This is a genomic window from Eggerthella lenta DSM 2243 (assembly GCF_000024265.1).
GTDB lineage: Bacteria > Actinomycetota > Coriobacteriia > Coriobacteriales > Eggerthellaceae > Eggerthella > Eggerthella lenta.
Genome location: NC_013204.1, coordinates 1,020,889 through 1,043,717 on the forward strand (window position 1 = coordinate 1,020,889; position 22,829 = coordinate 1,043,717).

Annotated in this window: 30 protein-coding genes; 22 read left to right on the top strand and 8 right to left on the bottom strand. The window is 62.9% G+C overall.

Annotated elements, in window-relative coordinates; translation table 11 throughout:
* Positions 1–186: 186 nt before the first annotated feature.
* From ELEN_RS04080 to ELEN_RS04095, 5 genes are all read left to right on the top strand, one after another.
* Entirely contained in the window at positions 187–1,011 is an 825-nt protein-coding gene (locus tag ELEN_RS04080; RefSeq protein ID WP_015760187.1) for a hypothetical protein, read from the top strand.
* The gene (locus ELEN_RS04085) at positions 1,008–1,565 is read left to right on the top strand and encodes a DUF5067 domain-containing protein (protein ID WP_015760188.1); all 558 of its coding nucleotides are present in this window, start codon (positions 1,008–1,010) and stop codon (positions 1,563–1,565) included. Before ELEN_RS04080 ends, ELEN_RS04085 begins: the two co-directional genes overlap by 4 nt.
* Positions 1,566–1,680: 115 nt before the next feature.
* On the top strand, positions 1,681–2,103 hold the full coding sequence (locus tag ELEN_RS04090; RefSeq protein ID WP_015760189.1) for a hypothetical protein: 423 nt from the start codon (positions 1,681–1,683) through the stop codon (positions 2,101–2,103).
* 54 nt (positions 2,104–2,157) lie between these two features.
* Positions 2,158–2,301, top strand: coding sequence for a hypothetical protein (locus tag ELEN_RS16290; RefSeq protein WP_015760190.1), 144 nt, complete (start codon positions 2,158–2,160; stop codon positions 2,299–2,301).
* A 12-nt stretch (positions 2,302–2,313) separates the two neighbouring features.
* Positions 2,314–2,796 (top strand): hypothetical protein, encoded by a 483-nt coding sequence (locus ELEN_RS04095; RefSeq protein WP_015760191.1) that lies wholly within the window; start codon positions 2,314–2,316, stop codon positions 2,794–2,796.
* A gap of 77 nt (positions 2,797–2,873) precedes the next feature.
* On the opposite strand, the gene ELEN_RS04100 is transcribed toward ELEN_RS04095, so the two are convergent.
* The 5 genes from ELEN_RS04100 to ELEN_RS04120 all read right to left on the bottom strand — a co-directional run bounded on the left by ELEN_RS04100 (position 2,874) and on the right by ELEN_RS04120 (position 6,184).
* Positions 2,874–3,317: a transcriptional regulator gene (locus tag ELEN_RS04100; RefSeq protein ID WP_041691610.1), complete on the bottom strand. Its 444-nt coding sequence runs from the start codon at positions 3,315–3,317 to the stop codon at positions 2,874–2,876.
* Positions 3,318–3,944 (bottom strand): hypothetical protein, encoded by a 627-nt coding sequence (locus ELEN_RS04105; protein ID WP_015760193.1) that lies wholly within the window; start codon positions 3,942–3,944, stop codon positions 3,318–3,320.
* Positions 3,945–4,215: 271 nt separating this feature from the next.
* Positions 4,216–4,968 carry a hypothetical protein gene (locus ELEN_RS04110; RefSeq protein WP_015760194.1) on the bottom strand — a complete coding sequence of 251 codons (753 nt, stop codon included), beginning with the start codon at positions 4,966–4,968 and terminating at the stop codon, positions 4,216–4,218.
* An 81-nt stretch (positions 4,969–5,049) separates the two neighbouring features.
* The gene (locus ELEN_RS04115) at positions 5,050–5,319 is read right to left on the bottom strand and encodes a hypothetical protein (protein ID WP_015760195.1); all 270 of its coding nucleotides are present in this window, start codon (positions 5,317–5,319) and stop codon (positions 5,050–5,052) included.
* A 160-nt stretch (positions 5,320–5,479) separates the two neighbouring features.
* Positions 5,480–6,184, bottom strand: coding sequence for a hypothetical protein (locus ELEN_RS04120; protein ID WP_015760196.1), 705 nt, complete (start codon positions 6,182–6,184; stop codon positions 5,480–5,482).
* Positions 6,185–6,401: 217 nt separating this feature from the next.
* Here ELEN_RS04120 and ELEN_RS04125 point away from each other — a divergent pair, with 217 nt between their 5' ends.
* The 17 genes from ELEN_RS04125 (at position 6,402) to ELEN_RS04205 (ending at position 20,260) form a co-directional block, all read left to right on the top strand.
* A complete protein-coding gene (locus ELEN_RS04125; RefSeq protein ID WP_015760197.1) occupies positions 6,402–6,833 on the top strand; it encodes a hypothetical protein in 432 nt (143 codons plus the stop codon).
* A 254-nt stretch (positions 6,834–7,087) separates the two neighbouring features.
* On the top strand, positions 7,088–7,513 hold the full coding sequence (locus ELEN_RS04130; protein WP_015539410.1) for a single-stranded DNA-binding protein: 426 nt from the start codon (positions 7,088–7,090) through the stop codon (positions 7,511–7,513).
* Between the two features lie 336 nt (positions 7,514–7,849).
* Positions 7,850–8,122 (top strand): hypothetical protein, encoded by a 273-nt coding sequence (locus ELEN_RS04135; protein WP_015760198.1) that lies wholly within the window; start codon positions 7,850–7,852, stop codon positions 8,120–8,122.
* A 230-nt stretch (positions 8,123–8,352) separates the two neighbouring features.
* A complete protein-coding gene (locus ELEN_RS04140; protein ID WP_015539412.1) occupies positions 8,353–8,901 on the top strand; it encodes a ParA family protein in 549 nt (182 codons plus the stop codon).
* Positions 8,901–9,200, top strand: a complete 300-nt coding sequence (locus tag ELEN_RS04145; RefSeq protein ID WP_015760199.1) for a hypothetical protein — start codon at positions 8,901–8,903, stop codon at positions 9,198–9,200. The genes ELEN_RS04140 and ELEN_RS04145 overlap by 1 nt, the downstream gene beginning before the upstream one ends.
* A gap of 116 nt (positions 9,201–9,316) precedes the next feature.
* Positions 9,317–9,883: a TFIIB-type zinc ribbon-containing protein gene (locus tag ELEN_RS04150; RefSeq protein ID WP_015760200.1), complete on the top strand. Its 567-nt coding sequence runs from the start codon at positions 9,317–9,319 to the stop codon at positions 9,881–9,883.
* A complete protein-coding gene (locus ELEN_RS04155) occupies positions 9,870–10,499 on the top strand; it encodes a hypothetical protein (protein ID WP_015760201.1) in 630 nt (209 codons plus the stop codon). The genes ELEN_RS04150 and ELEN_RS04155 overlap by 14 nt, the downstream gene beginning before the upstream one ends.
* 21 nt (positions 10,500–10,520) lie before the next feature.
* Complete coding sequence (locus tag ELEN_RS04160) at positions 10,521–12,323, top strand: hypothetical protein (RefSeq protein ID WP_015760202.1); 1,803 nt, start codon at positions 10,521–10,523, stop codon at positions 12,321–12,323.
* Between the two features lie 181 nt (positions 12,324–12,504).
* Positions 12,505–12,870: a hypothetical protein gene (locus ELEN_RS04165; RefSeq protein WP_015539417.1), complete on the top strand. Its 366-nt coding sequence runs from the start codon at positions 12,505–12,507 to the stop codon at positions 12,868–12,870.
* Between the two features lie 811 nt (positions 12,871–13,681).
* Positions 13,682–14,293, top strand: coding sequence for a plasmid mobilization protein (locus tag ELEN_RS04175; protein WP_015760203.1), 612 nt, complete (start codon positions 13,682–13,684; stop codon positions 14,291–14,293).
* 1 nt (position 14,294) lies between these two features.
* Positions 14,295–16,355 (top strand): relaxase/mobilization nuclease domain-containing protein, encoded by a 2,061-nt coding sequence (locus ELEN_RS04180; RefSeq protein ID WP_015760204.1) that lies wholly within the window; start codon positions 14,295–14,297, stop codon positions 16,353–16,355.
* Positions 16,356–16,358: 3 nt separating this feature from the next.
* Positions 16,359–17,258: a hypothetical protein gene (locus ELEN_RS15675; RefSeq protein ID WP_015760205.1), complete on the top strand. Its 900-nt coding sequence runs from the start codon at positions 16,359–16,361 to the stop codon at positions 17,256–17,258.
* Positions 17,259–17,489: 231 nt separating this feature from the next.
* A complete protein-coding gene (locus tag ELEN_RS16295) occupies positions 17,490–17,630 on the top strand; it encodes a hypothetical protein (RefSeq protein ID WP_015760206.1) in 141 nt (46 codons plus the stop codon).
* A 174-nt stretch (positions 17,631–17,804) separates the two neighbouring features.
* Positions 17,805–18,035, top strand: coding sequence for a hypothetical protein (locus tag ELEN_RS04190; protein WP_015760207.1), 231 nt, complete (start codon positions 17,805–17,807; stop codon positions 18,033–18,035).
* An 11-nt stretch (positions 18,036–18,046) separates the two neighbouring features.
* Positions 18,047–18,991: a glycosyltransferase family 2 protein gene (locus ELEN_RS04195; protein ID WP_015760208.1), complete on the top strand. Its 945-nt coding sequence runs from the start codon at positions 18,047–18,049 to the stop codon at positions 18,989–18,991.
* Positions 18,992–19,115: 124 nt separating this feature from the next.
* The gene (locus ELEN_RS04200) at positions 19,116–19,499 is read left to right on the top strand and encodes an HNH endonuclease (protein ID WP_015760209.1); all 384 of its coding nucleotides are present in this window, start codon (positions 19,116–19,118) and stop codon (positions 19,497–19,499) included.
* 38 nt (positions 19,500–19,537) lie between these two features.
* Positions 19,538–20,260 (top strand): HNH endonuclease, encoded by a 723-nt coding sequence (locus ELEN_RS04205; RefSeq protein ID WP_015760210.1) that lies wholly within the window; start codon positions 19,538–19,540, stop codon positions 20,258–20,260.
* A 113-nt stretch (positions 20,261–20,373) separates the two neighbouring features.
* Here ELEN_RS04205 and ELEN_RS04210 read toward each other — a convergent pair whose 3' ends face one another.
* From ELEN_RS04210 to ELEN_RS04220, 3 genes are all read right to left on the bottom strand, one after another.
* The gene (locus tag ELEN_RS04210) at positions 20,374–21,369 is read right to left on the bottom strand and encodes a nucleotidyl transferase AbiEii/AbiGii toxin family protein (RefSeq protein WP_233789585.1); all 996 of its coding nucleotides are present in this window, start codon (positions 21,367–21,369) and stop codon (positions 20,374–20,376) included.
* Positions 21,350–21,889 (bottom strand): type IV toxin-antitoxin system AbiEi family antitoxin, encoded by a 540-nt coding sequence (gene abiEi / locus ELEN_RS04215; protein WP_015760212.1) that lies wholly within the window; start codon positions 21,887–21,889, stop codon positions 21,350–21,352. Before abiEi ends, ELEN_RS04210 begins: the two co-directional genes overlap by 20 nt.
* 223 nt (positions 21,890–22,112) lie before the next feature.
* On the bottom strand, positions 22,113–22,820 hold the full coding sequence (locus ELEN_RS04220; protein ID WP_015760213.1) for a hypothetical protein: 708 nt from the start codon (positions 22,818–22,820) through the stop codon (positions 22,113–22,115).
* Positions 22,821–22,829: the final 9 nt, after the last annotated feature.

Here is a 22,829-nt window from a genome sequence, read left to right on the forward strand (position 1 = left end):
GGACCACCTCTTTATTGGAATTGGCATACACAGCAGCTTTGATACCCGCCCCCGCCGCGCTTTACACGCCCCTACCGAAACTCGACGGATAAAAATGCCCCCGCACCGGCTCGAATCGAGTGAAAGACTTCCCGCGCACGGGGTAGAAACAGCTGGGACGGTACACATCCGCGCGAAAGGTCGGACATGTCTAGGGTGGCCTATGGGCAAAAGGGATACAGCGGCGCCTCCATGAGCGTGAACGCGCGGGCGGCCTACGAGGCGGGGGAGATGCTCCGCTCGAAATGGACCAAGACGGCGATCCTCGGCGCCTTGAGGGGCTACTGCGATGAGATGGACCTGCTCTACGACCCTGCGGTCGAGTCCGAGACCAAGGCCGCGCTCTTCGACCGGTTCATCGCCTCCTCGTCCTGGCACCACACCGGCGCCTACGCCCGCGAGACGGAGTTCTTCGCCCTGGACGAGGCCGCCGTGGTCGGGGCGTTCCGCGAGCTCGGGCCCGAGGAGACGGCCGAGCGCGACCGGATCCGGGCGCAGGCTGCGGCCCGGGTGCGGGAGGCGGAACGGCATCGGAGGGAAGCGGAATGCCTATTCGAGTACCGCTTCTCCTGCTCCCCATATAGCGCCATGGCGTACGAGGCGTTCCATCCCGAGCTGTGCGAGCGCCGTGTGAGCAAACACAGGAAGCAGGAGCTCGTCGTGTACCGGCTGCCGGACGGCAGCGAGCCGTCGGGCTATGCGGAGATGTCCGTCCCGGCGGACTATGCGGACAGCAGCCATGTGGTGCCGTCGGTTTTCATATCCGGCACGGGCGGGGATCGCGCGTGGCGCGATATCGACTTCGACGAGGCCGAGCGGAAATTCGCAGCGGCGGCGAGAAGGGCCGCGGCCTTTCGCGAGGGGAGACCGAAGCTCATGCAGGACGAGGCCAGGCGCGCTGCGATACGTGAGACTCGGCACCGCGTCTGCACCGCCCCCATTTTGAAGAGCATAAAGGAGATTCACAGGTGACGGGGAAGAATGTCTATACGATGACGGCGATGACGAGGCGAGCGTTCGTGGGCCTCGCGGTCATGGCGGCGCAGGCCGGACTCGCGGGCTGCGTGAGGAACGGGGCGCCGGACGCCGGCTCCTCCGACGGCGGCGCCGGGAAGTCGGGCGATGCCGGCACCTCGTCGCCGTTCGCGCCGCAGCAGTCCGCCCAGGCGTCCGTGGACGGCATCTCGATCGACCGCGTGACGATCGAGGAAGGCACGGGGCCGGACGGCAAGCCGTTCCGCTACATCCGGGTTGCCTATACCTTCGAGAACGTCACGGACTCGGACGCTGTCGCACCCTATACCGACATCAACGCATACCAGGACGGGATCAAGCTCGACAGGTCCTACAAGGTGCAGGACCAGCGGGCGCAGAAGCAGATCGAGCCGGGCGGGAAATTGAAGTCGTTCACGGCGTTCGCCCCCGATTCTGAGACGGTTCCGGTCACGGTCAAGGTGATGGCGCCCGGCGAGAAGGAGCCGAGGTCGGAGCGATGCTACTGCATCGTGAACCCGGGCCTGCAATAGGCCGCCCCGCTCGCACGTCCACACATATATGTATATGCGCGTCTATGCGTTTACGTACATGCGCATATGGGTAGACTCACATCGAGTAGAGACGAAACGGGAGGGGATGGTCCGCATGGCGCCGTTCATCAGTGAAAATATCGACCTGGTTCCTTGCATGGCCATGGCATTCAACGCGGCGATTGCGACCATGGGTTTTCTGAAAATGGTTGCATGGACCGAGCACGGCATGTCGTCGAGGATGTCCAGATACATCGACAGGTTCGGCAAGATGGGCATCGACCGCGAGATTTTGGAGGTCTATGCGCGATCGTATCTCGACGAGTCGCGCAACGCGCTCATCTGCTGGATCGTTGGCCTCGCCATCACTATGGCTGTGGGGATTGTCATCTGGGCCCACGACGTCGGCGCGGTAGTCCTCCTGACATCCGTGGTCGCGGCGGCGGTATCGATCAGGTGCATCGTCATGGCAGTGAGGGATGTGGCGGATATCCGCGACGTCCTGGCCGAAATCGACCTAGGCACCCCGACCGCGTGATTTGCCCTGGCATCCAATCAATAGGGACAAGCAGATATTCAGAAGGGACTCGATATGGGTATGCAAAGCTATATGGCGACGGTATTTGTCGGCGAGCGTGAGATTGGCGGGCCTTTTGTAAACGGTGATTTTCGTTCAAGCCTGAACTTCGCGAGGCGAGAGCTTCGCGGATACCTGCGCCTGGCTGAGAGTATCTGACGGCAGGAAGTCATGGGTGGTCGCCGTCATGGCCTTCGTTGCGTAACCGCCCCGGCGCTTGATTTTGGCATCCTTACCGAGACGAAGGATAGCGAGACCGCCACCGTGGAGTCCAGCTTTACCGTGACGTCGGCCTACACGGCCGAGGATTTCGTATCGGATACGCGAAGCGAGTTTCTTGCCTGCGTCACGGAAGATTTCGGCGAGCAGGTCGCATCGGAGGCTGCAAGTCTCGTCGATGGTCAAATCGCGTCGATGTCGTGGTATAGGCGCTTCGAGATATGGAACGACCTCGCATCCTACGACATATGCGGCGTTGCGAACGCCGATCATCTCATCGACGGGCTCGAGGAGCTTTCCGTCGCGCTCGCCGATGGCCGCGCGTTCGACGCAAACGGTGGAAACCCCGTCTTCCATGCTTTTCACCGGGCCGAGCGGCAAAGTGGCGACAGAGAGTTACCTGTGCCTGCCAGACGTACTCATCGACATCATTGAGACAGGGGCTTCGGGCAACCGGAGCTCTTTTCTAATATGAGCCGGCACCTCCACGGTACCGGCCCAATAACGACTGCCTACATATCCCAGATCTCGCTCAGCCGCTCATCGTCCGCGGCCTCCTCCTCGAAGCGGAACTCGTAGGGGATGGCCAACCTGGTGAGCTCAAAGGCCACCTTTCTGGTCATGGCGTTCGAGATTCGCGCCGCGCGCGCATCCTCCGCGGCTAAGTCCTGCTCGCGGAAGTAGGGGAGCGGGTAGGGGTTGCCATCCGTCTCATCGACAATCTTCTCCACCAGGCACCCGACCTCGCGCTCTTGGATTTCCGCCAGATTCTCGAGGTACTTCCATGCCACGGCAGTGGCGCGGGCTCGCGGCAGGCGCGGTCTTTCCCAGTTCTTGACGGTCTTCACGTCGACGCCCGCTGCCTCCGCGACATCGGACTGGTAGAGCCCCAGGCTCTCGCGCAGCACCTTGAAGCCCGCCTTGGTGTGGATGGTCTGCATATCCGTTCCTTTCATCTAGATTCTCTTCTCGAAGAGCCCGTGATAGACCTCATCGATCTCGTCCTGGTATTCGCACAGGAATTCGCAGCGTCCGACCACGAGTGCGACGAAAAGCTCGTCGACGGTGGCAATGCCGTAATCGTGGAACCCCGCGGGAAGGTAGAGCGTCCCGTTGTAGGGCGCATGTCCGACCCGGTAGCAAGAGAAGTCCCCGAAGGCCGATCCCTCCACGCGGTACAGGCTGTAGTAGTCCCCGGCACGCTTCGCAGTGTCGATCGCCTCCGTGTGGCCGGCGATATGGCGGATGATCTTCCCGTCCGCACGGTTCGCGGCCGCCTCGCGCGCGAGCGTGCGCAGCTCGGGCATGCGGTCGAGCGGGTCGACGGTGTGGACCGTATCCATGTGTTCCGTGAACCCCTCGCCGTTGCGCGTGATTTCGCTCACTGTGGCGACGAACCGGGCGAAACCGCGCTGGCAGACCCCGACCCTGGAGGCCGCCGAGACCTTATGCGCCGCACGCAGTGCCTCCTCCCGGCTGTCCCCCTCGTAATGCAGCTCCGACGAATGGAGCGGCCGCACGTCGATATCCTCGGTTCCCGTGAACAGCATCTCGCGCGATTCCGTCACGAAGATCGTTTCCATATAGTCCTCCCATATGCGCACCGGGCGGCCCCATACCGCCTGCTCTACCTCTCTTGTACCCCCTGAGGGGAAACGTAAACGCACGCCGCGGAAAAATCGCCGGACCGGGTTCGGGAAAAGGACGGGGCCGAAAACGGCCCCTGTCTTGAAATCTGGATATGGAATCAATCAATCATCGCCATGTCGAACGCTTATATGCGAACTCGGAATCGATCATCGCTGCGCAGTCCTTCCGAGGGCGGGGCCGTCGTGCTATCTGGCGGAACTAGCCTTATTTACCCGCCGTCGGGCGTAGCGCCAACAGGTCATTCCTGATCTCATCGAGCAGCTTCCTGCACTTGAGCTCCGCGGCCTCCATCGGGCTGACGTATCCATCCTCATGCGGGTCGAAAATCATATCCGGGTCTGGCAGCCATTTGCCGTCGTCCTCGCCGAAGGCGGTCTCGGTCATGATGTCGCAGAGGCCCAGGAGCCTGACGAAGATATCGCTCTCCCCGACATATGGGGTCGCGCGTCGGCACGCGCGGAGGTACACGTCGAGCGTCTGGAGGAACAGGTCCTCGGTGCCGATCTCCCAGGGAGGACGGGACTTATCGTCTTCCGGGTTCACCTTGATGTCGTGCAGAATCGAGTCCGGCACGCAGCGCAGGTCTGTAGTCGGCCAGACGAAATGATCGGTCTCCTCGCACAGGTCGAGGAAGTCGTAGGCCTGGTTCCATAGCACGCAGAGCACATCCAGCTGGTTTTCGGTGAGTTTTTCGTCCATGGTCCTATCTCCTGATTCTATGAGGAGGTCGGCGACGTCGATGTGCGCCCAGCAGGCGATATCCTCGACCTTCTCGAAGTCGCTCGGAGCGTGCGTCCCGCGCCGCCAGTCCTTAATCGATGAGATCGAGACGTGCATCGCGCCCGCGAGCTCCCGCATCCTGGCGGCGCCTTTGGCGCCGTGTCCTAGCAACGAATCGAACACGGCGGGGGAGAACGCGAACGTCCCGTCGCCAATCCTGTAGGTGTCTTTCCGCATTGCGGCATCTCTCTTTCTCAATCCTTGCCGACAATGTTATCTGTGGCGCGGCCGTCTACGGAGACGAACCTGGACGGACCTCTACCCGTCCGGCTTCACGGAGAACCACAGACCGTCGTCGCAGATCAGCCCGCGCGCGACACATCGACCGCCGACGTCCACTAGGACGCCGGTCACGGTGGCGTCCGCCTTGCCGAACATGCTGGGGCAGGGCAGCGTCGCGCCGACCCTGGCGATCTCGAAGCGCCGCCCGTCGCACACGATTGCCCTCGGGGTGTTGAGCCCGCACTTTCGGTCGGTCTCGACCGCTATGGGGACGACCTTGGCGTCGAACCTGCTGCATCCGCCCACGTGCCGGACCTCCCTCCCGCTCGGTATCGCGCGCCACGCGCGCGATACCCCCGCCGTCTCCCACCCTGGATACCGCCCTGCGATCCCAACGGGAAGGGCATCCGGGGCGGTACCGCCCGCGCTGCGGTCTCACCGCGCAGCAGGCGGCCTATGGCCATGCCTATTCGGCCGACCCGATGCGGTTGCCGTTCGTGTAGTCGGAATAGGCCCGCTCCCAAGCGTCCTGCACGCGGCGGGAGTCGCATATCTTGCAGAAGATACCCGTCTTGGGCGAGCCGTCGCGCAGCATGAACGTGATGAAGCAGAAGTCTCCGATATCGGGATCCTCGTTCATCATCATGGCGCCGCAGGTGTCCAGCACCTCGCGGTTGTCCTCCTGCGACCCGCCGAGGATATCGATCGTGCAGGTGGCCGTATCCGACGGTCCGACGAGGCCATCCGGCACCGCCGGCAGTGCATCCGGGTCGGTTCCGTCGATCTCCCCAAGGATGCGCGTCTCGAACGTCGAGTTTGCTGCGCGCAGGCGTCCGAGTGCGTCCGCGTATGCGATCGACGAGACGAGGCGTTCGAGCTCCCTGGCGGCAGCCTCGGCGCTGTCCGCATATCCCCGCGGGTCCTTTTCCATGAGCGCGTCGGCGAGCATGGCGACGGCCGCCTCGGCAACCCTGCCGGACTTGCCCATGTCGTCGGCGCACTCGCCGGCGAGTGCCGACAGCGCGCTCGAGTAGAAGGGGATGTCGCTGCGGCGTCCGAACCTCTCGGCCACGCGCCCGCAGGACTCCCTCCATCGTTCCATCAGCGCGAGCCTCAGGTTCGCCGTCTCATCGTGCTCGATGGGCGACACCGTGTCGTGATCCGTAGCCATGTCCATATCCTTCCGTTTCCGTTCCATCCCGCTCCCACGGCTTCCCTAGAGAGCCGTTTACCCCGAATCGCCCCCGCTCATGCCCGCTAAATTGAGATCGGGGAGGAAGGCCGCCTGTCCGTATCTTCCCGTCCGCATCGGAATCGGCTGTTTCCGATGCGCCCGAACGGGGTATCAACTGGTAATACCGAATGAACGACTTGGGCAAGGAGCAGCCATGTATACGGACGATGACGAGATCGGGCGCGCCGTCGCTGCCGATCTGGAGGAATGCTGGCAGGGCGAGGGCTGGTACCGAATCTGCTTCACCGACGGGATGGGATCGTATCCGGCCACATGGTATGGAACCGAAGCGGACCTTGCCGACGACCTTCGCGGTGCCTACGGGGATGCCGGCGAGATCCATCTGCCCTACGCCGAAATCTCTGTGATCGATCAGGCGGTCGAGAAGGTCTGGCAGGGCGAGGGATGGTATCGGGTGACGGGCGGCGACGGCGAGAAATGGGAGCCGGACTTCTACGTTACACGCGAATGCCTAGTCGCCGCACTGCGCGACGCCTACGACGAGGCATCCTTCAGCGGCGCCATATGCGTCCCACGTGTAGAGCCGGCCCCGGACCCTAACCGGCGCCGAACGCACGCCTTCTGAACCGCCCCGTGATTCAAACTGGGCGAGAACCGAACCGGAGGAATCGCTACGCGTTTCCCACAACCGGCTGCCTACGGGACGTATGGGGTCCCTCCGGTCATCCGGCCATGGAAAACGCCGGGCTCCGGTGCCAGCCCAATACATAGCCGCACAAACGCACATCTATGCGCTTACGCATCTGAGCATCTGGGTACATACATGGCGACGAAGGCGGGGGGATCGGCCCCTCGTCGGAACCGAAAGGATAGAAGCCAATGAGCATCAACCGAGTCAACATCACCGGAAACCTCACCCGCGATCCCGAGCTCCGCGCCACCGCGGCCGGCACCCAGGTGCTCTCGTTCGGCATCGCCGTCAACGATCGCCGAAAGAACCCGCAGACCGGCGAGTGGGAGGACTATCCCAATTACATCGACTGTACCATGTTCGGCACCCGCGCCGAGGCTGTCGGCCGCTATATCTCCAAGGGGAGCAAGGTCGCGATCGAGGGCAAGCTGCGCTATAGCTCCTGGGAGCGCGACGGCCAGAAGCGCAGCAAGCTCGAGGTCATCGTCGACGAGATCGAGTTCATGAACTCCCGCCCTGCCGCGTCTCCTGCTGCCGCGGTTGATGGTGGACAGCAGTATGCGGTCCCCGAGGCTCCCGCCGTCGAGGTTGCGGACGAGGACATCCCGTTCTAGCCGACCCGTACAACCCCATACTCAAGTGATCGCCCCACCGGAGACGGCGGGGCTTTTTCATGCCGTAGCCCGTCTCCACACGTTTCCCACACCCGGCTGCCTATGGGACGGATGGGGTCCCGCCGGTCATCCGGCCATGGAAATCGCAGGCCAGGGGCCTGCCGACCGGTGTCCGGGCGGCCCGCTGGGCAAATTATCGAATTACGCAGACGCATACGTGCGCATTTACGTGTTTGTGCGTTTACGCATGTGCGCAGCTGGGTACATACATACCAGCGGCAAGGGAGGCCGCGACCGCGTCGGCGCGGGATCGCCGAATATCGGAAGGAGGCCGTCATGGCCGGTTGCAAGAGGGAAGTAATGGAGCCGAGCGGAAGGGAGAAGGTCGCCGCCGCCGCCGCGCTGGTCGCGGGGCTCGTCGGGATGTGGTTCATGCTCGCATACAGCTATGTCTACATCAACTGCGCCGTGTTCCCGGTGGCGGGCGCGCTCATCGCGTACGCCTACGACGTGGCGGAGAGGACGGTGGCGGCACGGAAGGAGTGCTGCCGCAAGGTCGAAACGCGCCGCGCGTATCGCGCCGCGAGGGCGTCGGAATACGGCGCATAGCGGCGCCGGCGGGCAAGAATAAGTAAACGCGCATCCGCACAAGTATGCAGATGTGCGTTTACGCATCCGCATAACTGGGTACATATATGGCAGCGGCAGGGCCCTAGCGCCCTGCCGTCGGCGGATGCGGGACCGGTAGCGACTCGCCGGCCCCGTGCCCGCCGCCGGCAGGCGGCAGATATCCGAGAAGGCCGCCCGGAAATCGGGCGGCACCCGTAGAAGGGAAACACATGAAGACAATCGTTTTGGTCAACCAAAAGGGCGGCGTCGGCAAGACGACGTTCGCCGACGAGATCGCCTGGGGCCTCGAGCGCCGCGGGCGTGAGGTCGGCTTCATCAACCTCGACCCGCAGGGCGGCGCGAGTCACGAGCAGAAGACCGTCGAGGGCGAGAAGGCCGTCACCGTCGTCGACACCCCGGGCTATCTGAACGACAAGCTCGGCGGCTGCGTGGAGGTCGCCGACATCGCGATCGTCCCCGTCGAGCCCAGCCAGCGCGGCCTTCGCGCGATGAAGCGCACGATCCAGCTCATCACGGGCGTCAACCCCGAGCTCGAGATCGGCCTGATCGTGAACCGCTATTCCGACAAGCGAATCATCGACCGCAGCTTTACCGACTTCCTCACCGCCGACGACCTGCCCATCCTGGGCTGCGTGCCGACCGCCGAGGCGTTCAAGCGCGGCGCGTCGTTCAACCGACCGGTGTCCGAGGTGCAGCCGGGCGGCCGCGCGGCGGACGCGATCGAGGGGATTCTGGACAAGGTGGAGGCGATGCTGTAATGGCGAGGACTAAGAAGGCGGACTCCGCCATCAACAGCTTTTTCACTGACACCTCCAAGGAGATGGTCGAGCGCCAGGAGACGATCGTCGAGAAGGTCGTGAACCCCGACTCCGAGCCGGCAGCTGAGAAAAAGGCGGCGGCCTCTGAGGGTCCGACGCACCGCCTGAGCGTGATCGTCCCCGACGACCTCTACTGGCAGCTCAAGGAGTACCTGGTGGAGCACCGCCGCGAGGGCTACCGCAGTGCGAGCGACCTCATGCGCTCGCTGCTCGAGGAGCATCTGCGCAAGGACCGCTAGGCCGGTCGGAACGTCATCGAATAGAAGGGAAAACGGAAATGACAGCATTCGAGTACAGCGCCCAGGGCTACCGCGTCGCGCCCTATATCGCGGATCTCGGCAAGAAGGAGGCCTAGATGGATGCCGATGCCGGGCGCGTCCGCACCGCCCTGCGACTCCAGGCCGTCGCGGCCCGCGTCCACCACATGGACTGTGCGGGTTTCGCCGAGGAGGTGTGCGATGCCGTGGACGTCGCCGGACGTCTGGGCTATCTGGGTTGCTTGCACGCGGTTGTGAGGCTCGCGGCGGCCCGCGAGGCGATGCCGGACGCCGACGGGATGACGTGCGGCGAGCTAGGCTGTCTCGCCGGCCTCCGCCGCCAGGCGCGCGCCACCGACACGCTGGATGCCGACAGCTTCACCGCCCGCATCCTCGCTGCCCTGGATATCAAGGGGTGGTCGGATCGATCTTCCTACCAAATCGCGGCGATGCGCCTGGCCGACCTGATTGCCCCGGTCTCGCTGATGGCGTCCCCGGAGCGCACGGAGCGCGGAGACCGCGCCCTGTATTCCTACACCTGCGGGCGATGCGGCGCACGCGTGACCGTATCGGTGTGCACGCGTTGCCCGTCCTGCGGCGCCCCCATGGTCGCCGCAGGACATGGCGCTCCGGTGATGAAAGGGGCGATCCATGTCGACTCGTAAGCTGATAAAGGGCGACCGCTACCGCGCCGGGCTGTGGAAGCTGGAGGAGCGCTGCTATGAGGCGCACGTCCGCATGCCGAACGCCAAGTTCATGATCAGAACGTACCGCTGTACGCAAGGCGAGGCGGTCGCGAAGTTCGATTCGTGGGTGGAGGCGGAAGGCCTCGACCTCGCTGAGGATGGGGCCAGGGAAGCCTGCGAGGGCAGCATCGACGACGGTATGGGGACTGCGAGGCGCCCGTTAAACCGCGAGGAGCGCCGTGCGATGGAACGCCGCGACCGAAAGATAAAGAAGCGCCAGGCGCGAAAGGCGGCATCGGAGGCCGATGCCGCGCGACAGTCACAGGATATGGGGAAGGAAGAGACGGAAATGCAGAAGGTATCGAAAACGGACGGGCAGAAGACGGCGGCCGCGGGGACAAAGGCTCCGGAGACGGAGCCGGCCAGGTGCTACACGCTCATGTGCACGGGCGATCTGGGGACGGCCCCGGTGATGGTATTCCGCAACGAGGGCGACGCGAACGACATGATGCGCGCCCTGGAGCAGGTCGCGAAGGTGACGTCGCCCGATACCGTCTACGACGTTATGGAGGCCCCGTTCAAGGAGGCCATTTGAAGGGTGCTGAGGGGCCGGGGAGTGCAGGCCACACAGCTGCCCGAACCTGCCGCCGTCCCAGTCCAGCGCCCCGCGTCTCCCGCCCTGGCTCCCGCACTGAGGACCATATCGGGAGAGACACCGCACTACCGCGCGCGCTTCGAGGTCGCAGCGGCCGACGGCGCGGACGCGGCCGAGGCCGTGAAGGAGATCGTCATGGGCTGGCTGCACGCCAAGGGCCTGGACGTACCGGAGGGCGCCGCGGACATCGCGGTGCCCGCGGGCTGGACGGCCGCCGACGAGCCCGACGCCGCCAAGGCCGTCCGCTTTCTCGGCCTATCCGGCGCGCAAGGCGCGGCATGGGCGGTCGAGGCCGATGAGCTCGACGGCGAGTTCTCGCGCCGCCGCTGGCACACGAGGATCGGCCTCGCACCCGCCGGAGACGGCGGGTGCATCCTCAACGTGCAGGTATCGCACTACGCCGTCAACGGCTTTTTCGGATACCAGCGCAACCCGCTGCCGTCCGTGCCGCGCGTCGTGCGCGATATCCTTGCGAACGGAAAGCTAGACGTGAGGATCGGCGCGTCGCGTGTGAGCGTCGAGGAGATATACCTTGACGCGGACACGCTAAAGCGCGATTTCATGTCGAGCCTGACCGATCGCGCGCGCTGCCTGCCGATCGTCCTCATGACGACCGACGACGACGGCAAGACCCCCGTATGGGATGCGACCGAGCTCGCATCGAAGCTCGTGGGCATGGCCACCGTGTACGTCATCGACATGCGCGACGGCGCGTTGGTGCAGGCGTTCCGCGACCTGCTGCCCGACCGGACACCGGCCGGGCGCTACAGGATCGGGCGCAGCGCGGTCATGGTATACCGTCCGGGTATCGACCTGTCGGGCGAGGAATCTCTATCGGCCTGCACGCTCTTCACGCGCCACAGGATCGAGCGCTATGCCGCGGGCGGGCGCGACGGTTTCATCAACGTGCTCATGCAGGGCCTCGGCCGCGGCATCGACGCCCGACCGGGCGACGTCGCCGGAATCGGCGACGTGCTGTGGCTGCGCAGCCGAGTCGAGAGCGAGCGGCAGGGCGAGCGCATCGAGCGCCTGCGCTCGCGCGCGAAGGCGGCAGCCGAGCCGGTCGCCGATATCGACGGGCTGCGCGCGGAGAACGCGCGCCTGCGTGCCGATGCCGAGGCCTGGGAGGAGATCGCGACGGACCAGGAGCGGAGCTATTCCGACGCCACGGCAAAGGTGGACGAGCTCACGAGGACCGTCCAGCGCCTCGAAGGCGAGAAGCGCGCGCTCGAACGCAAGGCGGCGCAGTGCGCGGCACCGTCGGACGACGGCGGTGCCGCGAGGGTGGCCGAATGCCTCCAGTCGATCCCGCGCGACCTGACGGACCTCCTGAAGCTCGCGCGATCCATCTGGCCCGAACGTATCGTCGTCCTGCCCGAGGCAATGGACTCCGCGAAGTCCTACGACGGCAACCTCGCCGAGGAATGGGATATCGTCCGCAGCACCGCGACGGCGCTCTACGGCCTCCTGTTCGAGGACGACGGTTGCGAGGGGCAGGTCGCAGACGAGTTCCAGCGCCGTACGGGCTACGAGCTCACCTTCAGCGAGAGCAGCGCCACCAGGGCGCGCGCCGATCTGATGAAGATGCGCGAGAGGAGCTACGGCGGCCGAACCGTCGACATCTCCGCCCACATCAAGGGGAGGAGCCAGAAGAACACCTTCCGCCTTCACTTCTACATCGATCGGGAAAACGAGCTGATAGTCATAGGGCATGCCGGATGCCACATGAAGACCGCCGGCTCGCACCGTCGCGGTTTCAAGTAGCACAGATCCCCGCCATCGGAACCGATGGCGGGGATCCTTTTTGAGCAACGCGCGAAACAGGCGGCGGAAACGGCCCGCGCAATTGCAGGACTGCGGATACGGCGGCCGGCGTTTGGGACCGGGCGCTTTTGGGTAGCATCGAATGGTAATGCCGGCGACGTGACCAGAGGGGAGGGAGAATATGTTCGATACCGATAGCGATGTCCCGTACGACATCGAGCCGACCGCGACCGAGAAGCCGAAGGCCTCGACTGCGGACAGCGCAGCCGAGGCTGCCAAGAAGACGGCCGAGGCCGAGAAGCGCGAGAAGCGCCGCGCCCGCCAGAAGCGCCAAGCGTTCACCGAGCAGATGCAGAACTTGACGATGGACGACATCAGACGCCTGATGGAGTCCAGCGTCGACCTCGGCGGCGTCAGCGACCCGCAGGCCGAGATTGAGCGCCGCATCGAGCGCAACGGCATGGCGTACCTGATGAAGGGCGGCGCCGTGTATGCCGTGGTGCTCTCGAGCGACGACTACGAACGTCTCGCGGACAAGAAGGCGTAGACCTCGCATTGGCGAGGGTCGCCGGGCGAGAGGCCGCCACCGGAACACGGTGGCGGCCTTTTTCATGTCGCGACGCAACGCCCGGAACACTGACCGGACAACGATGGAAAGCGAGCGGAAACGCTCGCGGCGGACACAGACGGCCAGGCCCCGCCCCGCCTCGATGCGCGCCCGCCGGAGCCGGGAGGTATCGGATCGGCGCGCACCGAGACGTTGGACACGCGCCCGCGCGCAAGACTCCTGCCGCGATCGGGCACGCAGGCTACCGCACCCCGTCATAACTTCGAGTGCCACGCGGACATGCCGACATCTCTCCGCAAGCAGCTCGTAGATCGGCGCCGGGTCGTCCACGGCATCGCCATCGGCCGCGAGCAGATCGAGCACGGCGGCCACCCCCTCGATGATACGGGCGCAATCGTCAGCATCCATATGACCCTCCTTCTCATCGCTGAAAACAACTTATACGGCCGTGACGGTATCCGAGCCGTATCGGACTTGCAACAGATGAGCAGCGTCCCGTTCGTCGCGAAAGAGACGAGGGACAGCCGAAACGCGGACGGTATAACGGCATCGGATGACCGGTGTAAACCGGTTTAAACCCAGGCAAATAGGGGTAGGATACTGAAAACTTCGCAAGAGACGCATACTTGTACCTCCATCGTAGATGTATGTACAAGTATGCCACCGAAGTCGGTCAGATTTCCGCCACCGGGCACAGCCCGCCGACGGAAATCTGACCGCCTCCGGCGCTTGCCAGGGCTCCGCCCTTGGACCGGGGTCGCGCACAGGTGCGCGAAGAATTGGAGGAAGCGTGGCAGAAAAAGCCACCTCGCAGACAAGAATGGTCAGCATCAGGTTGACCGAGGAGGAAATCAGCACCCTCAAGGCTAAAGCGAGTCTTGCGGGCACGACCGTCACAGACTTCGTCCGCGAGACGGCGATCTACGGCAAGCAGGAGTTCACGCTGGCGAAGCTGCCCGGCGGCGAGCGCGTGGACGTGAAGGAGGCGCTGGAAGGGTTACTCGACACCGAGCACCGCACGGTGCAGAAGCATTTCAACGTGACGCCTTACGAGGACACCTTCATCCGTGACGCCGCGAGGAAGGCCGGCATGACGCAATCGCGCTTCATGGTCGACCGCATCCTCCACACGCCCATGTACTACATCGGCGACCCCGACTTCTTCCAGAAGTTCTTCTACGAGCTCAACAAGCAGGGCGTGAACCTGAACCAGCTGGCCGCCGCGGCGAACACGCTGATCCTCCTCCAGGACATGCCCGACATGGCCAGGGAGCGCCGCTGCGAGCTCGCGGCGCAGATCGAGCACTTCGTAGCGACCCTGAAAGACCCATACTGCAAGGCGCTCGCGGAGACGCGCGGCCTCATGATGCAGCTCAGGCGGCAGTCCGAGGTGGAGCGATAGCATGGCCATGCTCAAGACGCTCGCCCGGAAGTTCGGCGGCTGCAAGCAGATAAAGGACTACCTCGCGCGCAACGGCCGCGCCGTGACGTTCCGCTCAAGCTCAATCGATCTCGATAGCGCCGGCTGGGACGGGCAGATGGACGCGACGCGCCAGGTGTTCGGCAAGGACACCGGGCGAAAGTACTACCATTTCGTAATCTCACCCGATCCCGAGGACGGCCTGGATGCCAAGGCGGTAGACGCATTGGCATGCGATTGGGTGCGCGAGCGCTACAGCGGATACCAGTGGGTGATCGAGACTCATATAGATAACGGCATTCCGCATGCACATATCGTCGTCAACTCCGTCAACCCCGTTGACGGGAGGAAGATACACCTCGACGACGATGACGTGCAGGCCGACGCGATGGAGTTGCAGAGAATCTGCCGCGACTACGGCTACACCGCCTTCGACAACTTCAAGTTCACGAGGGACGAGGACGGTTCCTGGTACGCACGCACGCCGCGCCCCGACCGCCGGCGCGAGGTCGTCTTGCAGGAGGCGCGCCCGGCGCGCCGTCATGTGACGGACGCCCAGCGCCGCGCCAGGTACAGCGGCAAGAAACTCTGGACCGATGCGATGCACGACGATATCGAGTCGGCTTTGCAGGGGTGCCGGACATGGCCCGCGCTCGAGAGGCGTTTGGCGGAGAAGGGCTACCGCATCAATATCAACCGCCGCGGAGTGCTGACCTTCTACCCGCCCGAGGGCAAGGGCCATCCCGTGAAGGGTTACAAGCTGGACGACTCCTATACGGTCGAGGGATTGCGCGAGCGCCTTGCCGTGCGACTCGAGGGACAGCGCCCGAACGTCAGGATGTGCACCGAGGACCTTGTCCCGGACGTCGTCCTGCCGCCCATGACTTTCGAGGCGGTCGCATCCAACAATCTCGAGCGGTCTAAGAGGATCGAGCGCTCCGCCGCCCGCCTTGCCGCCGCGGCCGACGCCGTGAACATTATCCGCGAGCGCGGCTACCGCTGCTATGCGGACATGGCGGCCGATGCCAGGCGCCTCGCCGCCGAGGTCGACGCGCTCGACGCGAGGGTCGACGCGCTCAAGCTGGAGGCCGAGCAGACCGCCGAGGCCATCCGCCAGGTCGAGGTCTACACGTCTTGCGTCGCGCAGTTGACCGCGCGCCCGGAAGGAGCCGAAGCGCTCGCGGCATGGCGCGAGGACAATGCAGACGAGCTTCGCGAGATGGAATCGATCCGCAAGTGGATGGCCGAGCGCGGAATCGTGCTCACCGATATGACATACACGGACCTCCTCGCACGCCGCGACGGCGTCAGGGCCGACGTGGCGAACCTCGCTTCCATGGCAGTCGATATCCGCAACCGCTCGCGCCGACTTTCCGCCGCTGTCGATGTCCTGGACTCATCGCAGATGCCGATTGGCCCCACAGATGTACGGGGCCGCGGCGAGAGGCAGAAGGGCGCCGGTCACGGCCTGCGCGACGCCAAGGTCATCACCGCGAACCAGACCGCCGAGCTGACGCGCGAGTACACGCGCTATCGCAAGGCCTATTCGGGGGCCATCGCGGCGGGCGCCCTCACGCCGGATAAGATCAAGCAGATTGAGCGCGACCACGAGCGGGCCAAGGCGAAGATCATCGGCGAGCAGCGCGAGGAGGACCTGCGCGCGGAACGCTCGGCGTACGGGATGGCCGGAAGCGAATGGGCGCAGGATGCTCCCGTGACGGTCGCCGCACCCGGCGGGACGGACAAGAGGTCGAAGCCCGGATGGAAGCCGTACCTCCAACGCCCCGCGACCGAGAAGCAGATGAAATATCTCGAAGACCTCGTAGAGTCCGGCATCATCGCGCAGGCCGACATCGACAGCCTCGGCGGCGAGCCGACCATCGCGGACGTCAACGCGCTCCTGAACTCGCATCCCAAGGTCAAGAACCTGGAGCTTGAGAAGATGGACGGCGACGGCGCGGACGGCACACGGACGTACACGCAGACCCGAGACGATATCGAGGACGACGGCTATACGCCGGCGAACTACACGAGGAGGAGATAGACGGTGAATATCATCGTGAAGATGCACGACAGGGCCCGCGTGATCGAGACGACGCGCATGGACCTGCACAGCGGCATCATGCTCGAGGACGACTTCCTCGACATTTCCGATTACCTGAACCAGGGCGTGCTTCTTGAACGCAGCGTGTTCATCACCACGAGCGACGACATGCAGCTCCTCAAGCGCGCCGTGACACTCATCGAGCCGGACGAGCTGGATGCCATCGACGGCGTCTATGCCGACGGCAAGCCGATTCTCGTGAGGACCGAGGACGGTTCGCGTTTGGCCCCGGCGGTGTTCGAGGTGCTGTTCGACGACAGCGGCAACTACATGGGCGACCACGGGCAGGGCCTCTGCATCTACTATGAGTCCGGGAGCTACGAGACGATCGTGCCGACTGTGCTCTCGTTCGGCGACGGCATGCTTATGGCCGACGACCTGATCGATTGGAGCGACCTGGACTCGGGTATCACCTGGACCCGCGGAGCCTGGACGCGCGGCGACCGCAACCTCATGGAGCTCCGCCCCGAGCCCACGGTCGTGGTCGATCCGGAGCAGTATGCGCACATGGAGCTCATGACCTTCGGCGGCGCGCTCGTCGCCATGAAGACCGCGGGCGGCATGGTGAGCGGCGGCGGAACCGTCTCGGACGATCCCGATGCCGACGATACCGCGACCGAAAGCGAACCGCGGCCGTCCCAGGATGCGGAAGCAGACGACGCGGAGACCGAGAGCGGTCCAGAACCCGGCGGCTCGGAAACCGAATCCGCCGAGGCCGATGACGGCTCGGGTTCCGATGGGGGCCCGGACGGAGATGACGGGGATCCCGACGAGGACCCCGGCGAAGATGACGACAGTGACGACTACGAGGAGGACGATTCGATGTTCGCCGATCTCTTCTAAAAATGACCGCGACGATATCCGCGGCGGCAATGTGCCCGCCGCGGGCGTTTCGCCTGCCCGTTTGCGGCGATGTCTCGTGTATATTGCTTAAAGTGTAAAAACGGACGACAGGACGGCGAGAGAGCGGCATGGACGCCGCGACCCGCCGACACGCTATGGAGATACCGGACGGCGCGAAGCCGACGACGAAAGGACAAATGTCCGGAGGGAGGGCATGGAGGTTCCAAGGTCATGGCCCCGGCCTCGCGCTTCGGCGCCAGGGCCGCGGCGCGCGACGACAAGCGCCATCGCGTGACCGACTGCCTGAGCGACTACTACCGGAAGTCACGCAGTCTCACCGCCCACTATCCCATCTTGGAAGACGATCTGTAACCCGCCCAGTCATCCAAGGCCCCGCCGGACCCCGGCGGGGCTCGCAACGCCCATGCGAAGGCACCCGGACAACGGGTGCCTTTTTCGCTATTTGCCCTGTTCAATGAATAGATTTTTTCATCAGGGGTAAAAGTCTCGCGATACTGGAAAGCAGAACCGAGAAGGGACACTCTTATGACCGTTATTGAGTATTGCCGAAACGAGACCGACGTCCGCGAGCTCGTCATCATCCGCGCAGGGGGCTACACGTCCTGCGCTGCCTACATCGACTATGAGGACCTGTTTCGCCTTCCGCCCAATATCGCCCATGCGGACGTTATCGAATCCTCCTACGACCACATCAAGGTTTTGGACCACCAGGGCACTTACGTGAGCGTCCCGTGCACCTACCTGGACATCGATTAGAGAAGTCGAAGATGCCGCAACCCGAAACCCGTCATGAAATCGCCGTGATCATCCCGTGCTACAACGAGGCGCCGACGATAGCCAAGGTCGTCGATGACTTCCGCCGCGAACTTCCCGACGCGGCCATCTACGTCTACGACAACAACTCGACCGATGGCACCGCCGAGATCGCACGCGCCCGCGGCGCTATCGTCAGGCACGAGCCGCGTCAGGGCAAGGGAAACGTCTGCCGGCAGATGTTCCGCGACATCGACGCCGACTGCTACCTCATGGTCGACGGCGACGATACCTACCCCGCGGAATCGGCGCGATCCCTCTGCGCTCCCGTCCTCGCGGGCGAGGCAGATATGGTAGTGGGCGACCGCCTTTCCAACGGCGCCTACGCCGAGGAGAACAAGCGCACCTTCCACGGATTCGGCAACGACCTCGTGCGCGCCATGATCAGGTGGATATACGGCTACGGTTTCGAGGACGTCATGACCGGCTACCGGGCGATGTCCAGGCCGTTCGTGAAGACCTTTCCGGTCCTATCCGAGGGCTTCCAGATCGAGACGGAGCTGTCGATTCACGCCGTCGATCGCCGCTGGCGGATCGCCGATGTCCCCGTGGAATACCGGGACCGCCCCGAGGGCTCGGTCTCGAAATTGAACACCGTGAGGGACGGGCTGAAGGTGATCGCCATGATCGGCACCCTGTTCAAGGACTACCGCCCGTTGAAGTTCTTTTCGCTGGTCGCCCTGCTGCTCTGCATCGGCGGCCTGTGTGCCGGCATGCCGGTGGTGACCGAATACCTCGCTACCGGCCTCGTGCCCCGGTTCCCGACCGCCATCCTTGCCGCGGCGCTCATGTTCATGGCAGCGCTCTCGCTTACCACAGGCTTCATCCTGGACGCCGTTGCGAAAGTCGAGCGCAAGCAGTGGGAGCTCCGAGTATACCGCCAGACCGAGAAGGACTGACGCCACCCGATGATCACGCGTCCCCCGCCGGAAACCGGCGGGAGCCAGATCGGCCCCCAGCAGGCGCCCGGGCACCGGGCGCAATCCGCGAATACCCACCGCCAAAAAGAAAGAGGAAACCCAAATGGACGCAATGGTGGAAGCCCTAAAGCCTATTATAATTTTCGCTATGGTTCTCTGGGGCATTGAAACTGTCGTTACGATGCTTATTAAAGATCACAAGCAGGCGAAACGAAAGCGGGCACGTGAGAAGCGGCGTTTGGAGTATCAGGACCGCCGCATGGCAAACGACGCCGAGCACGCAAAGGTCACAAGGGCAATGCGCTACAACGTACTTCGCCGCGATGATTTCCATTGCGTCCGCTGTGGACGAGGCCGCGAGGACGGCGTGAAGCTCCACGTCGATCATATCGTCCCCGTATCGCGCGGCGGCAAGTCGGTGATGTCCAACCTCCAGACCCTATGCGAGGACTGCAATTGCGGCAAGGGAAACCGCTATCTGGAATAGCAACGATGTAAGCATCACAAATAAAGGAACCGATGGCAATGTATACAGCTATCTACATATCGTTAATACTGCTGCCTATTGTAGTAATCGTAATTACAGCCTGGTGGAATGTAAATCCATTCCAATATCCCTACTATCGCAAGCAGTTCAATGTGACTGGAAAGAGACTACCGAAGATCGAGGACTATATCGACCTGTATATATGCAGCTATGGAAACGATTTCGAGAACCTGATCGACAACCATGCCCTAGTCGTTCAAAAATGGAAGGCCGCTTCAAAAGGCAAGGTCCGGCAATCGTTTTTTAGGAAACATCGGGAGAAACAGTTCCGGGTCGCTATAGACGACGAACATGAATTTCAGTTTGAATTGTATCGCGATAGCACTAGATACACTCAAAAGAATTACGTCAGGACGTCTTATCAAGTCAGCATGACCGAAAGGGCAATTGGGGTAGATGTGGACTGGTTGCTGGAAAGATATCGGCAGCTTCGGGCAATAGGTTTTGAAACCGACTTGAATAGCTACCACAGCAAGAATCAACGCAAGCAGATGACGAAAAAACTTAGGCTGAAGATCATGGAAAGGGACAACTGCACTTGCCAGAACTGTGGTAAATACATGCCTGATAGGGTAGGCCTGCAAATCGACCATATAGTTCCCGTAGCTAGGGGCGGAAAGACGGTTGAGTCAAATTTGCAAGTGCTATGTTCGCGATGCAATGGATCAAAGGGCGCAAAAGAACCGGATGCCTTCTACTGAGGGCGATTGAATCGGTAACCATAGGATGAGCCCTGAAACATCCGACCGATAACCCGCTGCCCCGCAATTGAGCGCCCCCTGATCAAGGTATAGACTGGTTTTGATTACCCAATTTAAGAAAGGTCTAAAGTCCTTTTCGGTAGGGCGGCGGCCGAAATCGATCCCGAAGATATCTCGATTGCGAGTTTGCGTCTGGAATGCTCGACCTCATCTGAGATGCCGAGGGAGGCGGCGACGCGGTCGAAGCACTTTTCGACGATTGTATTGAGGGCATCGCAGTGATTATCGAAATCGTGCGTGCGGTTCAAGACAGCGGGAGATAGGAAACGCTGCATCTGTCCGGTAAATGACCCGTCGACATAGCAGACGCGTGCACGTTGCGTCCCGGTGGCGATCATGCTGGCAAGGGAGGCGGGACAGCGGTAGTCATCGTGCTTTGCCGCGACAAATGCGGCTACGGCAGGGAAATCGATCTCCTGTGCACGGACGATCCAGGGAATGTCCCAGAGGTCGCGATGCCTGATATGCGAATCGGTGGCGGAGAACGAGATGAGCTTGTCGGCCAAGATTTCCTCGAGTGTCTGGCACCGGATCGTGAGGTCGTCATACATTCCGGCAAGTTCGGGATAATTGACCGCGACACGTCGAATCGTGGATGTATGTGCTGGCACAGACGCGATCTCGAGCTTGATTCGCTGTTTCGGCAAATCGGGGCGCGCGATGTTGGTATTTACGGAAACCGTCCATCTACGCATCCCGACGCCATCGAAATCATTGACGACCTTGGGTTCCCTGACGCTAACCTCGGTATCGTAGGATTTCAGCAAATCGGAGCGCAAAGTCTTGGAAAAATCATCCAAGGGGAGCGAATCGAAGCTGTCGCCGGCGACAAAATCGAGGTCTTCGCTATATCGTTGCGATCCATAGCAGAGACGCAGCGAGGTCCCGCCTTGAAAGGTGATATCTCGAAGCAGGCCGTTCCTCCCGAGTGACCGGATAATCTCGTAATGGATGATTTCCTTTTCAATGACGGGCGTGAGCCGGACGCCATCGACCTTGCTGGCGATATCGCTGGCAACCTCTTCAAGGTCAATCAACATCCACTTCATCCCAATCGATAAGCTCCAGGCTGCGCTTCCTCGAGACGAGGTCGTGCAGGCAGCGCTCCTCGGTCGCGATCGGCAGCCGATTCCTCGGCATACGGTCGATTATTCCCCGTTTGACGGCATCCAAATCATCATCAGTATGTACAAATTCGATGGCGCCGAACCGGGTATCGACGAGGCCTTCCGCGCCCGTCGTCACGCACGAGATGCGCCCGAGCGGGATTTGCGAGATAAAGCCCCACTGCGATGCCGCGGACTCGAGACTTTCATAGGTGGCGCCGCCGGGGCGTAGAAACGCCGCGATGTGGCCGAGCAGGTCGCAGCCGTTGGGATGGGAAAGCAGGTAGAGGTACGCGTCGTGGGCGACGCGCTCGAGGATGCCGTCTGCGGTGAGCCTCTTGATGGTCGAGCGGAGCGTATCGCCGTGCTCATCGAAAAGAGCCCCCAGCTCGCGACTCCGGAAGAGGATCCGGCCCTCCAGGTCGCACCCATGCAGGATCTTGATCGCCTCGACGCTTTTCACGGAAATCCTCCCATCTTCCTCTCATCAATTATAACAGTATGGTCTATATTTAAACCACTTACCCTAGGAACACTGGCTAATCAACCAGACCTCCCAAAGTCTCCCTGGAACCCGAAAAGCCATCCGCCATTAGAGAAACCCTACGCATGCAAATCGAAACAGCCCCCCAATAGACGCAAGAAGGCGCCCTCGGAAACCGAGGGCGCCTTACCGACTGCGACCATTATACCGAGTGCCGATTCCGCTGCATACCGTCCGGGACGCTCGCGCAACCATTCCCCGCGGCGGCCTTTGCCGCGGCCGCCATCGCCGCAGGGCTCTTGCCGCCTTTGACCTTCGTCGGCTTGAAGAACTCCGGCGCCGGCTTCGGCTCGTCCCCATGGTAGAAATGGAGCCCGTTGACGGGCGATCCGCAGCGGACGGCCTGGCTGATCGCGGCGGGCGATACATGCAGGGGACGGGCTGTGCCCGAGTTGCCCATGAAGGTCTCGCCGGTTTCCAGGCAGACGATGGGTCTGATTTTCGAATGGCGCTCCTTAAAGAACTCGGGAGCCGGCTTCGGCTCATCGCCGTAGTAGAAATGGAGTCCGTTGCGCTCGACGCCCGTGCTTGCCGATGTGCGCACGCCTCCGGCAGCGATGCCGAACGCGCGGCCCGCCTGGAACGCCGACTCGAACATCTCGCCGGTATCGAGGCATACCACGGGACGCGGCGGCCTGTTGGGCGGGATGAAGAACTCCGGCGCGGGCTTCGGCTCATCGGCATAGTAGAAGTGCAGCCCTTGGGTGCAGGTACCGCGCTGGATGGAACGGAAGATGTTGCGCGAGTCGGCGAAACCGAGCTCCTTGGCAGCCCGGTAGGCGGAGTCGTAGGTCGCCCCGGACTCCAGGCACGTGACGGGCCTCTTGCGCTTTGCGTCTTGGCTATCCATGGTGGTCCC